At 45.7% G+C, this 13,162-nt stretch carries 12 protein-coding genes and 1 riboswitch; of the genes, 5 read left to right on the top strand and 7 right to left on the bottom strand.

All coding sequences use genetic code 11. From position 1 onward, the window contains the following. Nucleotides 1–213: 213 nt before the first annotated feature. The 5 genes from MKX30_RS14960 to MKX30_RS14940 form a co-directional block, all read right to left on the bottom strand. Entirely contained in the window at nt 214–1,161 is a 948-nt protein-coding gene (locus tag MKX30_RS14960; protein ID WP_023987584.1) for a DMT family transporter, read from the bottom strand. 172 nt (nt 1,162–1,333) lie between these two features. Further along, nucleotides 1,334–1,478, bottom strand: a riboswitch (FMN riboswitch). A 121-nt stretch (nt 1,479–1,599) separates the two neighbouring features. Continuing rightward, on the bottom strand, nt 1,600–2,295 hold the full coding sequence (locus MKX30_RS14955) for an ABC transporter permease (protein WP_069080825.1): 696 nt from the start codon (nt 2,293–2,295) through the stop codon (nt 1,600–1,602). Next, nucleotides 2,288–3,211, bottom strand: coding sequence for an ABC transporter ATP-binding protein (locus tag MKX30_RS14950; protein WP_075153913.1), 924 nt, complete (start codon nt 3,209–3,211; stop codon nt 2,288–2,290). The genes MKX30_RS14955 and MKX30_RS14950 overlap by 8 nt, the downstream gene beginning before the upstream one ends. Before the next feature lie 108 nt (nt 3,212–3,319). Continuing rightward, the gene (locus MKX30_RS14945; protein ID WP_049828512.1) at nt 3,320–4,264 is read right to left on the bottom strand and encodes a sensor histidine kinase; all 945 of its coding nucleotides are present in this window, start codon (nt 4,262–4,264) and stop codon (nt 3,320–3,322) included. A 1-nt stretch (nt 4,265) separates the two neighbouring features. Beyond that, nucleotides 4,266–4,973 (bottom strand): response regulator transcription factor, encoded by a 708-nt coding sequence (locus tag MKX30_RS14940; RefSeq protein WP_023987588.1) that lies wholly within the window; start codon nt 4,971–4,973, stop codon nt 4,266–4,268. 268 nt (nt 4,974–5,241) lie between these two features. On the opposite strand from MKX30_RS14940, the gene MKX30_RS14935 reads away from it, so the two are divergent. The 3 genes from MKX30_RS14935 to MKX30_RS14925 all read left to right on the top strand — a co-directional run bounded on the left by MKX30_RS14935 (nt 5,242) and on the right by MKX30_RS14925 (nt 7,998). After that, nucleotides 5,242–5,745, top strand: a complete 504-nt coding sequence (locus MKX30_RS14935) for a DUF6933 domain-containing protein (protein WP_023987589.1) — start codon at nt 5,242–5,244, stop codon at nt 5,743–5,745. 100 nt (nt 5,746–5,845) lie between these two features. Further along, nucleotides 5,846–6,154, top strand: a complete 309-nt coding sequence (locus tag MKX30_RS14930; protein WP_341062948.1) for a hypothetical protein — start codon at nt 5,846–5,848, stop codon at nt 6,152–6,154. Between the two features lie 212 nt (nt 6,155–6,366). Continuing rightward, a complete protein-coding gene (locus tag MKX30_RS14925; protein WP_023987590.1) occupies nt 6,367–7,998 on the top strand; it encodes a formate--tetrahydrofolate ligase in 1,632 nt (543 codons plus the stop codon). 24 nt (nt 7,999–8,022) lie between these two features. Here MKX30_RS14925 and MKX30_RS14920 read toward each other — a convergent pair whose 3' ends face one another. Then, entirely contained in the window at nt 8,023–9,753 is a 1,731-nt protein-coding gene (locus MKX30_RS14920; RefSeq protein ID WP_341062947.1) for an ABC transporter substrate-binding protein, read from the bottom strand. Between the two features lie 109 nt (nt 9,754–9,862). Continuing rightward, nucleotides 9,863–10,855 carry an ABC transporter substrate-binding protein gene (locus MKX30_RS14915; RefSeq protein ID WP_341062946.1) on the bottom strand — a complete coding sequence of 331 codons (993 nt, stop codon included), beginning with the start codon at nt 10,853–10,855 and terminating at the stop codon, nt 9,863–9,865. A gap of 236 nt (nt 10,856–11,091) precedes the next feature. Between MKX30_RS14915 and MKX30_RS14910 the strand changes: the two genes are divergently transcribed. Together MKX30_RS14910 and MKX30_RS14905 are read left to right on the top strand one after the other, a co-directional pair. Next, on the top strand, nt 11,092–11,724 hold the full coding sequence (locus MKX30_RS14910) for a LysE family translocator (RefSeq protein ID WP_053324896.1): 633 nt from the start codon (nt 11,092–11,094) through the stop codon (nt 11,722–11,724). Nucleotides 11,725–11,834: 110 nt separating this feature from the next. After that, on the top strand, nt 11,835–13,112 hold the full coding sequence (locus tag MKX30_RS14905; RefSeq protein WP_339201637.1) for an outer membrane lipoprotein-sorting protein: 1,278 nt from the start codon (nt 11,835–11,837) through the stop codon (nt 13,110–13,112). The last annotated feature ends 50 nt before the right edge of the window (nt 13,113–13,162 follow it).

Raw genomic sequence — 13,162 nt, 5'->3', positions numbered from 1 at the left:
CACTACATTGTTTTATTCGACAGAAACCGACGAATTTTATAGATGTAATCTTTGAGAAACGAGGAATAATTGCATTTTTTAGACACTTTTTTCGGAAAATAGGTCTAAAGAACTATGATTTATATGAATACGAATACATAAAAAGCCAAATCAGAGATGCAAGAGCATCTTCACGATTTGGCTTGGGTGAGTCATGAAAGGGACATTGAACTGTTAATTTTTTTGCTGACGTGAAATCATAAAGAGCGTAATCCAGATGAGCATAAAACCAGTCAATTGCGCTACAGTGACAATTTGCTGAAATGCGATCCAGTTAATCACGACACCAACCATGGGAAAGCTTAATTCTGCCATCGTAGCATAAGACGCTTTGGTCGTACTTAAGCCTTTGTAATACAACAATAAGCTAAGAAGACCCGGAAGCAATGCCTGCAATAGCAGATTGATAATCACAGCTGCGCCCGCCCATGTACCGGCAGGCATATTCCATGGCGCATGCTCTACAGAGGTGAGGACAATCAGCAGAGGGAGCGCGACCATGAAGCGGAGGGAGGTTACCGTTTCATATTTCATTGAACGAAGCAAGTAACTTCCCATGACTGTCGAACCGCCCCACAGAACTGCTGCACCGAGTGCAAGTAGACTACCGACCTGGACAAAATCACGAACATGTCCGAAGGGGAGCGACCAACCGAAGGTCAGAAGATACGTCCCGAACAGAGCGACGACAATTAATAATCCAAAATGACGCGGCAACATTTCCTTCAAAATAATACGAGCTAGAATAATAGCGACCAAGGGTTGAAGCTTCTGGAGTAAGAGTACAGCATTCAAATCACCATTGCTGAGTGCCATGGTGAAAATTACGCTGGCCAGAGCCGAGCCACCCCACGAGACGAACAAAATAGCGAAAACTTGACGAAGCCGTACCGCTTTGAGTTCCTCACGATGCTTCCACAGCATCGGTGTCAGAGCGAGGAAAAGCAGCACATGCTCCATTAGTACAATTTGTGTTGAAGTAAATGACTTTAACAAAATAATACGAAACAGCGGGTCTGCGCCCCACAAGGCCGCTCCAATTGCGACCAGCCAAAAACCGCTTTTCATGTGGGAGCTACGATCAAAACCTTTGGATGTTAGTACAGTAGAAGATTGACTCATACTCAATTAGCTCCTTGCGAATACAGGACCGGTGGCACAAAAACCCCCGTCCATGGCGAATGGCCATGCAAGACGGGGGTTGATCAAATAAACTTGCCGCTTTATGCAAGTTAAATGAAGTTACTGCAAAACCAATAACGCAGTATTCATCCACTTCGCGGCATGTTGATATTTCGATCTTCTTCCATCCGGACTTTACCGTCGGCTTTGGCATCTCACCAAATCAGTCCGTATCCTGTTGCCAGATACAGAGTCGCGGGCTTAGCTCCATGAGCCATACCGCCGGTTGGGAATCTCACCCTACCCCGAAGATCCTTATTCCGTTTTTAATTTCTCCTATAGGATATACCTGTTTTAGAATGAAGTCCAGTGAAAAATGTGTGTATATCGAACAATGATTTTCATCTGTTTTTTGAAAGCGCTCTACGAAATTACATATTACGAGGTAATATCCTTATACTCAATACGTCGAATCGCCGCATAAGCCACAAGCATTCCCAGTATAGAGAAGCCTATTTGCACGGGGGCAATGGAGCTAAGGGTAGCGCCGTTATTATTGGAGAAAAGCAATGCTACAATCAGGATTGAGGTCACAATGGTGGTGGGTACAGAGTATCTTCGCATCCCCATATACAGCGGAACCAGTCCCATAAAGCTGGCAGCAACGGCATTGATTAACGTCCGTGCTGATTGTTGCCCCAGTATGGAAAGAGTAAGGTTATCCGGTACAATCAAAACAAACTGGTTGAGCAGATGAATAGCAGCCGTAATGATTATTTCCGAAATAATAATGGACAAGAACGTGAACAGTAATACGACCAAGAGTTTGGCGATCATCAGCTTTTGACGATGAATCGGATACATGAACAAGATCGTAATCGATTTGGACTTAAATTCCCCGACGATAAAGCGGCATAGGAGAACGGAAGCAAACACAATAAATGTAGCTCTTACAAAATTGTCTATTAGATCCAATAGTTGAGTGTACTGTGTGAATTCAGGTATTCCTTCACTTTGACTTTCCAGCGCAATAACACAGAGCAGCCCAAGAATGCATGCATTGGCGATCAGGGCTGAACGGATATAACCCGTGAGATGGAATTTTTTCAGCTCCAACTGCATCAATTTAAGCATGGAGATCACCTCCGTTTAACAGGCGAAAAAAGTAGTCTTCCAGCGTGCTGCTTTTCTGATGAATGGAATCCACCTCTATATCATTTAAGATGAGCGTCTTCGTAATTTGTTTCTGCGGTACATTTGTATCGTAAATACGTATACTCTGTTCATTTATCACCTTTATATTATTCAGGCTCAAATGATGGGAGAGGACGTAGGCCGCCTTCTTACAATCGTTGGTCGTAAATTCGATGTATTCCGTATTGGTTTCCCGCATCTGCTCCATCGATACTTCCTCAATCAGTCGTCCGTGATTAATCACGCCCACCGTATCCGCAATCTGCTCTATTTCCGCTAAAATATGACTGGACACGAGCAGGGTCATCCCATATTCCTTGCATAGCATGTGGAATAGTTGGCGGATTTCCTTGATTCCCACTGGGTCCAGACCATTAATGGGTTCATCCAAAATGAGTAGCTCTGGCTTAGTCGCAATAGCGCGGGCAATCCCGAGACGTTGTTTCATTCCTAGCGAAAAATCCTTTACCGGCTTGTCATCTGCATTTCGCAAATTCACTAATTCCAGGGCATCCTGAACAGCCTGCTTATTATAGTAGCCCATATATTCACAATGAAGTTCGAGATTTTGCTGTGCCGTCAGCCTGTCATAAAAAATCGGGTATTCAATAATTGAACCCATCCGTCCGAGCAGATGATACGACTTCGGCGTTAATTTTTCACCGAATAATTCAATTTCACCCGATGTCGGCTTGAGCAGATTCGTAATCATTTTCATTATCGTCGTCTTGCCTGCCCCGTTAGGACCGAGAAATCCATAGGTTTCTCCCTTGCGCACATTCATACTGACTCCCGCTACAAGTTCGTTGCCCTTCAGGGCCTTGGTCAACTGATGTGTACGTATTACGTAAGTCATGGGTGTTCTCCCTTCGTATACTGCTGATAATTCAAGGATAAAGGGCAAAATGTTCATTTTTCTTTCGTGATTCTTACAAATTTATTAAGTTGAGCATGTTTAGTTCGACTAATAGTTGATTTTCTTCAATGTAAAAGAGAAGACCGTCCGCTCATATGGTCTACTAGTTAATTGAATTTCTCCGTTCATCGCTTCAACCAGGCGTTTGGCAATCGTAAGGCCCAGTCCGCTGCCTTGTACCGCCTTATTGCGGGAGTCCTCCAGTGTGTACATGCGTTCAAAAACCTTGTCCTGCTCAGATTCCTGTATGCCTTTCCCACGATCCCATATCTCGATACACACCGTATCCTGCTGTTCCGATAGAGCCAGACCCAGCGTCCGTCCGTCTGCCCCGTAGCGAATGGCATTCGAGATCAGATTGTTCAGTACCCGCCCAATCGCTCCTTCGTTCCCCAAGGCATGAATGGGGTGCTCTGGGATCTCAATATGCACAGTAAACCCCTGTGCGGTCAGCAGGTCATAAAACTCCAAAATACTGCGTCTGCACAGTTCTCCCACTTCTAGTCGAGTCAACGGAATATCCGTATCATTAGCCTCCAGCTTCGCCAAGCTAAAAAAGCTGCCGATCAGCTCAATCGCCTCGCTTGTCTTTTGATGAATTTTGGATAGCAGCTTTATACGTTCTTCTGGCAAAATAGTCGGATCGCCATCCAGCATCTCGGCATATCCAAGCACAACCGTAAGCGGGGTCTTGAGATCGTGGGAAATGTTCGAAATCATTTTGCGCATAGCGATTTGGCTACGGTTGTAATCTGCAGACACTCTGAGATTCAAGTCCAGTAGTCGGTTAATTTCCGTCATGAGTCGTTGCAGTTCAACGTCACCTGTGACATATAGCAGCTTTTCCGCATGATTCACCGTCACAATCCGCTCTAGTAGGGTTCGGATATCCTTTATTTTGCGCTTATAGGCCACACGCTCCCGCCAAAGCCATACTATAACGATTGACATGATGAGAACGATAATCCATTGAGAAATGTTTTCGATGTTCATATCAACCATTCTCCCATTTGTAGCCAATGCCCCATAGCGTTTTAATGTGGACAGGATGAGAGGGATCTTCTTCGATTTTCTCACGCAGGCGGCGAATATGAACGTTAATCACGTTCTCATCACCCATATAATCGTCTTTCCAAATAAATCCGTATAATTGTGCTTTTGTAAATACCCGATTCGGATTGGCTACAAACAGCTTCAAAATATCGGACTCTTTGGCTGTTAGCTGAATTTCATTTTCATTGCGTATGACTGTAAAATGATCAAAATCAATGCGCAGACTGCCGTAGGTCAAAACTTGTGCTTGCGGCTGTTCCTCCTGCTGTTGCTGACGGGCATATGTAGTAGATCTGCGGATCGCGGACTGAATACGAGCGGTCATTTCCAGCATTGAAAAAGGTTTGGCAACATAATCGTCTGCCCCAAAGCCCAGTCCAAGCGCTTTATCCACATCGCTGTCCTTGGCTGACATAATCAGAATAGGTACGGCGCTGTGGGTACGGATTCGGCGGATCACCTCCATACCGTCCACCTTCGGCATCATCAAATCCACCAGTACCAGATCATAGGTATGACGTTCAAAGGCAAGAAGCCCCTCTTCCCCGTCATAGGCAGTGGTTAGACTGTATCCTTCCTTAGTGAGTGCTTTGAGTAGCATTTCGGCGATGGATAGATCGTCTTCAATAAGTAAAATATGTTGTGACATAGGTGTGGAACACCCCTAATTTTTAGATTAAGCTCGCGTGACGAACTGTACCTGAATTATATAGAGCAGTGGAGGGGATTTCCATAAAAAATATCCAAAGGGAAAATTAATGTGTCTGGTAATATATCATTCCCCTATATTATACTGAAAGAGTTTATAATCGGATGTTTGGAATACGGTGTTATAATATCCGGGACATGCCTCATGTAAGAGACTAGGTATGTCGAATCACGCTGCGGTACAGGACCGTCAATAAAGGAGAGCAACGATGTTTGTTATACGAGGAACACAAAAACTGCTGAAGGAATGGGAGACCGAACCACTTCAAGTTGATATTTATCCGCCTTTGAATAGTTGGCATGCCAGCTTGTTTTTACTTAATCGAAGAAAAAATATAGTGTTTATGCATGATATATCCCGCTTAAGCATCACGCTTTTTGGGATTAAGAAATCGCAGTACAACAACCTGCCAGTTCTTTTTGTGCAAGCTTTGAAGGAATTAATGATCAGTGAAGGCTTTGATGAGCAGATTGTAAAGGCATACACACAGGAAGGCGAGCAGATGCTGGCTACGACGACGAATAGTCATAGTGTAATGGGAACCTTGGATGAGATTATTTTTATCATGAAGGAACTGGATATGGAGCATGGGTGCGAGCTGGAAAAAAACCAGTGGAATAACCGGATTGTTTTCAAAACTGTTGAATACAAGTACCCTGTTGATGTTTTTAAAGAAATGCTAGAAAAGCATTATAAACTAGAGAGTATTTGAGAAATTTATGATTTTACCGAAATTAAGTTCCATTTATTCCCTCTGTCCTATATAATCTAATATAGTTCTAAAAGACTATATAAAGAGAGGTAAGGGGTAAATGAAGATTAAATTAAGAAATAAAACTGGAATGATCAAGGAACGCAAAGTAGGTTTTTCATGGACTACGCTCTTTTTCGGTTTTTTCCCTGCGTTGTTTAGAGGGGATTGGAAGTGGGCAGTTATTATTTTTCTGGTATCGATCCTTACGAGTGGGGCGTCCAACTTTGTATTTTGCTTCATCTATAACCGCTTACATATTAATGATCTGCTGTCCCAAGGCTATGGTCCTGCTACTAAGAAATCCCAAGCTATCCTGATTTCCAAGAGATTTATTGCTGAAAATTACGCTGCTAACTTTGCAGGTTAATTTGAGAGCTGCTTGTTAAACGAGACGTATCAAAAGAGCATCCACCAAAGTCCATGCGGGCGGGGAATGCTCTTTTTTTATAACTCACATGATAGCAACGCTTGCGATGAAATGAATCATAGCGCAATAAGCGGCACACTTTGGTAAAATAAAACGATACAGGGTTTGGCACCATCAGTCAGACTTATAAAACGGGGGGTACATAACGAAAGATGAAGAGGATTATTGATATAGCCAAAGAAGCAGGAATTGAAGAAGAACATTTGGAGACGTATGGAAAATATAAAGCGAAGCTGAACCCGTCCCTGTGGGAGCAGTTAAAGGATCGCCCGAATGGAAAGCTGGTGCTGGTTACGGCGATGAATCCCACACCGGCGGGAGAAGGAAAAACGCTGACAACCATCGGGCTGTCACAGGCGCTGAATGCGCTGGGGCATAAAACCGTTGCTGCGTTGCGTGAGCCGTCCCTTGGCCCTTGCTTCGGCATGAAAGGAGGAGCAACCGGGGGAGGACAAGCCCAGATTGTTCCGGCAGAAGACATTAACCTGCATTTTACAGGTGATATTCACGCGATTTCAGCTGCGCATAATTTGCTGGCAGCGATGATCGATAACCATTTGTTTCATGGAAATGCTTTGCGGTTGAAACCGGAGCGGATCGTGTGGAAACGTGCTGTCGATATGAACGACCGGAGTTTACGAAATATTGTGACCGGATTGGGGTCAGGTAATGGAGCGGTGAGAGAAAGTGGCTTTCTGATTACCTCGGCTTCAGAAGTGATGGCGGTATTATGTTTAAGTGAAGATATGGACGATCTTAAAGTGCGATTGGGTAGGATGGTGATTGGTTATAACGTAGATGGCGAAACGGTAACAGCTGAGGAACTACATGCGGTGGAAGGTATGGCTGTGCTGCTTCGGGAAGCATTGAAACCCAATCTGGTGCAAACGTTGGAGGGAACTCCAGTTATTGTGCATGGCGGACCTTTTGCGAATATTGCGCATGGATGCAGTAGTTTGATCGGTACGAAGCTGGCCCTGAAGCTGGGAGAGGTGGTCGTTACGGAGGCTGGATTCGGGGCTGAGCTGGGGGCAGAAAAGTTTTTTGACATCAAGTGCCGTCAATCCGGTTTGCAGCCAGATGCGGCTTTGTTGGTCGTAACCGCCAAAGCGCTGAAATATAACGGCGGTGTAGCTAAAAATGAGCTGGACGCAGAAAATCTGGAGCAATTGCAACTTGGATTAGCCAACATGAACCGGCATGTACGGAATTTGCAAAAGTTTGGCGTGCCAGTACTGGTAGCGGTCAACCATTTTGTAACAGATAGCGAGGCCGAGCTGGAACTAATATTCTCGGAATGCCGCAAGCTGGGTGTACCCGCAGAGCTGTCACAGGTGTGGGCACAGGGAAGCCAAGGGGGAGAAAAGCTAGCCCAAAGCCTGCTCAACCTGCTCCAGGAGGACAAAGCCCATTTTGCACCATTGTATGAGCATACACTTGATTTGCAAGCGAAAATTAGTGTCATTGCGAAGGAACTTTACGGTGCGGCAGAGGTAGCTTACACTCCTGCGGCCAAACGGGCGTTGGCCGGTATGGAGCAGCTTGGTTTTGGACAACTGCCTGTATGCATGGCCAAAACGCCGTATTCTTTCTCAGATCAACCTTCTCTGCTAGGTGCACCGGAGGGCTTTACCATTCACGTGTCCCGCGTTTCTTTGTCCGCAGGGGCAGGCTTTGTGGTCGTGGAAACAGGCAATACTATGACGATGCCAGGATTGCCCAAATCCCCAGCAGCTGAGCATATGTCGCTGGAGGCAGATGGGAGCATTCAAGGTCTAATGTAGTATCTTTAGAAAAATGGCAGCTTCTCAGGATGGAGTGCCAAGCAGTTTGGGCAGTGCAGTAAGCAGTTTTTGCCGGGTCATGGCATCGCTCCAGTTCCAGCGGTCAGCTTCTACGAAATATACCCGACCTTGACGTACAGCAGGAAGGCTGCGCCAGAGAGGGCTGCTGATCATACGTTCCAGCGTACGTTTGGATTCTGGAGCTGTTGGGACAAGCATAAAAATGCGGTCCCCGGCGTACTCAGGCAATTCGTTCGGATCTATTTCTGCGAAGCCTTGTTCCGCGTCGAGCACCTTTTGGATCAGCTCAACGGGCTGAAAGCCCTGTGGGTGGTAGAGGGCCGACGAGAATCCGGACATCCCCATGACAAAGAGCCGATCACCATGATCGAAGATGAAGACGGAGGCCGTTTCTCCGGCTGTGATTTGCGTACCGAGCTGCTGCCACATTGCCAGATTGCGGGCTGTAAAGGTAGACAACCAGCGTTCGGCCTCCCGCTCCTTACCGAGCCAGACGCCAAGTGTACGCATCCGTTCCTCCAGCGTGGCGAAGGAGTTGAAGGTGACGGTGGGTGCGATACTGGCAATGCGCTCATATTCCTGTTCATCCGAATTGGCGATGATAATTAGATCGGGATCAAGAGCGCTGGTCAAGCGAATATCCAGTGGAAGGCCCACATCGGCGACATTCACAAGACGATGTTTATAGACGCTGTATTCACTGAGTTGCAGACTTCCGCCGATGGCTTTGGTCCCTAATGCCAATAGATCGCCCATCGTTTCTCCATGATAGATGATGCGGCTTGCTCGGCGCGGAATGTGAATATGGTGACCCGTCCAATCCTTGACGCGCACAGAACCGGAGACAGAAAGTGCGTACTTGCCAGGGGGAATCCCGGTCATTTGCCTAAACCGTCGATTAAAATAATATTCGTCAGAGAAACCAACCTGACGAGCAATTTCACGTAAAGGCCGTTTGCATTCCAGCAGCAGCCGCTTGGCATGGTTCAAGCGCAGCTCAGTGAGGTAATGCAGCGGCTTTTTGCCTGTAATTTTACGAAACAATTGGGAGTATTGCCATATGGAAACGTTCGCTTGTTCAGCGAGCTGCTTGACGGTAATGGGCTTTTCATAGTGGTTTTCCATATATGAAAGGGTACCTTCCACCGATGCTGGCAATGCCGGATTAGAGGTATTATTTTGATCAATATGGGTGTGGTCTTCCTGCCACAACAAGAGCAACTCTTGAAACATGATTTGCTGCCGTAATACAGATGTTTGGTTATGCGGCTGTACCATTTGTTGGGTACTATGAAATAACTCTTCAGTCAACTGAATAAGTTTGGAGGAAGAAGAGGAGGCAATGTATTCGCGCGGTCCCGGCAGGACAGGTTCATGATATAGGGATGGCATACGTGCTGCGTGTTCAGCCAAGGCCATGTCCACTTGTGGTTCTGATGGCAAAGCGATGACCTCAAACGTGATTTTGTAGTATTCGGGTACAGTTCCATTCAGGGGAGCGATTTGATAGGATTCACCTGGAGCTAGCCAATACCCATGATCTGTATGGGATAGATACTGCTCTGGGCCAATGTCCACCATACCTGTCCCACCGATGAATATAAGAAGACAGTGATATGAATTGGGACGTGATAATAATTCATCGGTAGGCTCACCAACCAACGCAATTTCTTTAAAATGAAAAAGCAGCGAGCTGAATGGGGGAGGATATACGGACGACGGAGACTGGTTCACGGTATTGCTCCTTTTATTGAGAATGGTTATCATGTATGTATAAGTATACCTCCTTTAGGTTCAACAAAAAAGAAGCCTATCAACAAGTGTCGATAAGCTTCTCCAATTTTTATTTGATGAGCTTGGGCAATTCCTCCAGCAGCCATTCTCGAGTGGAAGCATCACTTTCAGTTTTGCCAATATCCTGAGTGTACACACGTCCCCGTTTGACAGCAGGAAGCTGGAGCCACAGCTTGCTTTTCATTAACTGTTCGGTGGATTGTTGGGCTTCTGAACTTGGTGTTCTTAGTATGAAAATCCGATCTCCAGCGTATTGTCCGATCACTTCCTGAGATATTTGTACAAATCCTTTGTCCTCATCCAGTGCTTTCTGAATAAGAGGAGTAGGCTTGAAACCATTCTTTTCATACAGTATTTGTGACAGTCCTGTCCGTCCCATTGCGAATAAACGGTCGCCAGGATAGTAGGTAAACACTGAAGCAGTTTCCCCCGCCTTAACACCCTCTGCGTGAAGCTTGGTCCACATCTCCGCTTCCTTTATTTTATATTGGGCAAGCCAATCTTCAGCAGCCTTTTTCTTATTCACAATGTCTCCGAGATGCAGCAAACGTTCGTTTAACGGGGCAAAGGTATCGAACATAATTGTAGGTGCAATTTTTGTTAACGCTGCGTATTGTTTTTCATCTGTATCGGCGGTAATGATTAGGTCAGGCTGTAGTTCCAAGGTTTTTTCCAAATTAATCGGGAACCCCAGATCGGCCACGTTCTGAACCTGCTTCTCATAAACCTTGCCTTCAATCATAGAAGTCGATGTACCTATAGCTTGTACGTCTAAAACCAATAGATCCCCATAGTTTTCTCCGAAGTAAGCAATGCGCCCAGGAGTCGTGGGAATGTTCACTGTATGTCCCTTATAGTCTGTGTAGTCACGAGTTGTGGCAGCTTCCGATGTTTTTGTAGATGCTGTTGTGTTGCTGCTTGCAGTCTGATTGTCAGATGCGCCGCATCCCAGTAGCAACGCCCCCATAAGAAAGAAAAGGCAGATCAGGGCAGTGTATTGTCGAGTAGAATTTTTGTTGATTGTCGAGTTCTTGTTGACCATAGCAACCTCCGTATAATAGAATGATTCAGAATTTTGTAAATGAGAATTATTATCACAAAAGCAATGATAAGCGCTGGACCCTCAATACTCAATGGACAAACTTGGTCAATGAATCCGATTTTGTACAAAATAATTCTCATGTGTTCTTAGCTCATTTCAGGTTTTTCAAATTTTATTGATATGTCATTTTTTATGGTATAGAATATCGTTTTTATACATTTGAAAGGGGTTTTGAAATGGCATTGTTTATTACATATGTTTTACTAGGTTTCTCTATAGCACTACCTGTAGGTACAATTACGGTTGAAATGACGAAGCAAGGGCTAAAGAATGGATTCATGCATGGATGGATTGTGGGCCTTGGGGGGATGACCGTCGATTTGTTATTAATCATTGGTTTATATTTTGGTCTGGCCTCTGTTTTGTCATTATCTGTTGTACAGGTGATCATGTGGCTCATTGGAGCTATATTTTTGTGCTACGTGGGGTACGACAGCATTAAAAATGCGGATCATGATATTGCACTGGAAGGAGAAAAAAAGACGAAATCATTATTTTCTTCCTATAAAAATGGACTGCTTGTAGCTGTTTCACCGGGGAATTTAGTGTTCTGGGTGAGTGTTTTTGGGACTGTGCTGGCAAGCTCATTTGATCAGTCAAATACAAGTCAATTCTTGGTTGTTGGCTTAGGTATTTTGTTTGGTATTCTTATCCATGATTTAGGCTTGATGGCCCTTGTTGCGACAACACGAAAAGCGATGAATCGAACCGCCATCAAGTGGGTCACGATCAGTGCTGGTGTGGTCTTGATCGGTTTTTCTTTTTATTTCCTGTATGAATTTATGATCACTCTCCAAAAGATTTTATAGCATTACACAAGGATACGTTCAAGCTTGTCATGCCAGTCTGCATAAATCGAACAAGTCCTTCATAGACATGTACTAATTCATTTAAAACATGTGCTGAAGGGGTTGATGACATGCGCCGGATTTCATGGATGCTTGCCATGGTCATGTGTGTAACGCTGCTACTGGCCGGGTGCGGCAAGAAGAGCGCGGACGATGTGGTTAAAGATTTGAGTGACGTGGTGAGCGACCTGAACAGCTACCACGGTACAGCTTTGATGACGCTGCATACCGGCGACACGCCGCAGGAATACAAGGTTGATATTTCCTACCGCAAGCCGTCCTATTACCGAATTGCCATGACGAACGAGAAAAAGGATGTTACGCAAATTGTGCTTCGTAATGATGAGGGTGTATTTGTACTGACACCCAGCCTGAACAAAAGCTTCCGTTTCAAAAGCGACTGGCCAAACAATCAGGGTCAAGTATATTTATATGAAACGTTAGTTCGCAGCATTATCGGCGATGCCTCCCGTCAGTTGGCTACCGACGATAAATCCTATGTGTTTGATGTGGCAGCAAATTACAACAGCCATGCGCTGGTGAGACAAAAGATATGGCTGTCCAAAAATGACTATGCACCCACTCAGGTACAGGTGTCTGATGCGAATGCCAAGGTAGTTGTTGATCTGAAATTCGATCAATTTGCTTTTGATACGAAGTTTGACAAGGACTCCTTTGATATGGAGCGGAACATGGCTTCAGGTAAGACGAGTACGGGTAGCGAAGGGGCGCCATCTTCTGGAGCAGTAGATTCCAGCGGTCAGCTTGATCCTTCCGGTGCGATGGATGGGACGACTGGCGTGACGTCTGGCGAACCCGGACAAGAGCAGGGAACAACAGGGGATGCAGTCCAGCAGCAGTCAGGGGAAGCGAAGGTGGACGGTACTGCCACAAACGATACATCCAAACCGGACGCAGCAGCCAACGCAGAGGCGCAGCAACAAACCCCGGGCACATCGGATGCCACAAACGGAACGTCAGCGGGAACAGATGCGGCAGAAGCTGTGATGGGTGAGTTCGGCTTGATCGAACCGTCCTACACGCCAGCCGGAGTACAGATCAAGGATACGCCGGAGCTGGAGGATAATGGTACACATGCGGTGATGCTGCGGTATAGTGGAACGTATAACTATACCATTGTAGAGGCACGTCCCAAAGATCGGGCGGTCGCACTGGCCGCAGGCGAACTGGTTGATATTGGAGGAAGCTTTGCCGTTCTGACCGGAGGCGAACAGCAGACGATGACCTGGATGAATGACGGAATCGAGTTCAGAATCACCAGTGCTGACCTGCCTGTGAGCGAAATGATACAAATTGCCGCTTCTATACAGGATCAATCGGGTAAATAAAACTTTATAGACGGATGCAGACGGTCTAGAGTGTAAAAATGCTCTGCTGC

It is taken from the genome of Paenibacillus sp. FSL P2-0173 (genome assembly GCF_038008045.1).
Taxonomy (GTDB): Bacteria; Bacillota; Bacilli; order Paenibacillales; family Paenibacillaceae; genus Paenibacillus; species Paenibacillus polymyxa_B.
This window is presented reverse-complemented; position numbering and strand designations above follow the sequence as displayed.

What these genes read in the sequence shown, in the direction of transcription:
- MKX30_RS14960 (WP_023987584.1), bottom strand. Translation starts at nt 1,161, where the DNA reads ATGAGTCAATCTTCTACTGTACTAACATCCAAAGGTTTTGATCGTAGC.
- MKX30_RS14955 (WP_069080825.1), bottom strand. Translation starts at nt 2,295, where the DNA reads ATGCTTAAATTGATGCAGTTGGAGCTGAAAAAATTCCATCTCACGGGT.
- MKX30_RS14950 (WP_075153913.1), bottom strand. Translation starts at nt 3,211, where the DNA reads ATGACTTACGTAATACGTACACATCAGTTGACCAAGGCCCTGAAGGGC.
- MKX30_RS14945 (WP_049828512.1), bottom strand. Translation starts at nt 4,264, where the DNA reads ATGAACATCGAAAACATTTCTCAATGGATTATCGTTCTCATCATGTCA.
- MKX30_RS14940 (WP_023987588.1), bottom strand. Translation starts at nt 4,973, where the DNA reads ATGTCACAACATATTTTACTTATTGAAGACGATCTATCCATCGCCGAA.
- MKX30_RS14935 (WP_023987589.1), top strand. Translation starts at nt 5,242, where the DNA reads ATGTTTGTTATACGAGGAACACAAAAACTGCTGAAGGAATGGGAGACC.
- MKX30_RS14930 (WP_341062948.1), top strand. Translation starts at nt 5,846, where the DNA reads ATGAAGATTAAATTAAGAAATAAAACTGGAATGATCAAGGAACGCAAA.
- MKX30_RS14925 (WP_023987590.1), top strand. Translation starts at nt 6,367, where the DNA reads ATGAAGAGGATTATTGATATAGCCAAAGAAGCAGGAATTGAAGAAGAA.
- MKX30_RS14915 (WP_341062946.1), bottom strand. Translation starts at nt 10,855, where the DNA reads ATGGTCAACAAGAACTCGACAATCAACAAAAATTCTACTCGACAATAC.
- MKX30_RS14910 (WP_053324896.1), top strand. Translation starts at nt 11,092, where the DNA reads ATGGCATTGTTTATTACATATGTTTTACTAGGTTTCTCTATAGCACTA.
- MKX30_RS14905 (WP_339201637.1), top strand. Translation starts at nt 11,835, where the DNA reads ATGCGCCGGATTTCATGGATGCTTGCCATGGTCATGTGTGTAACGCTG.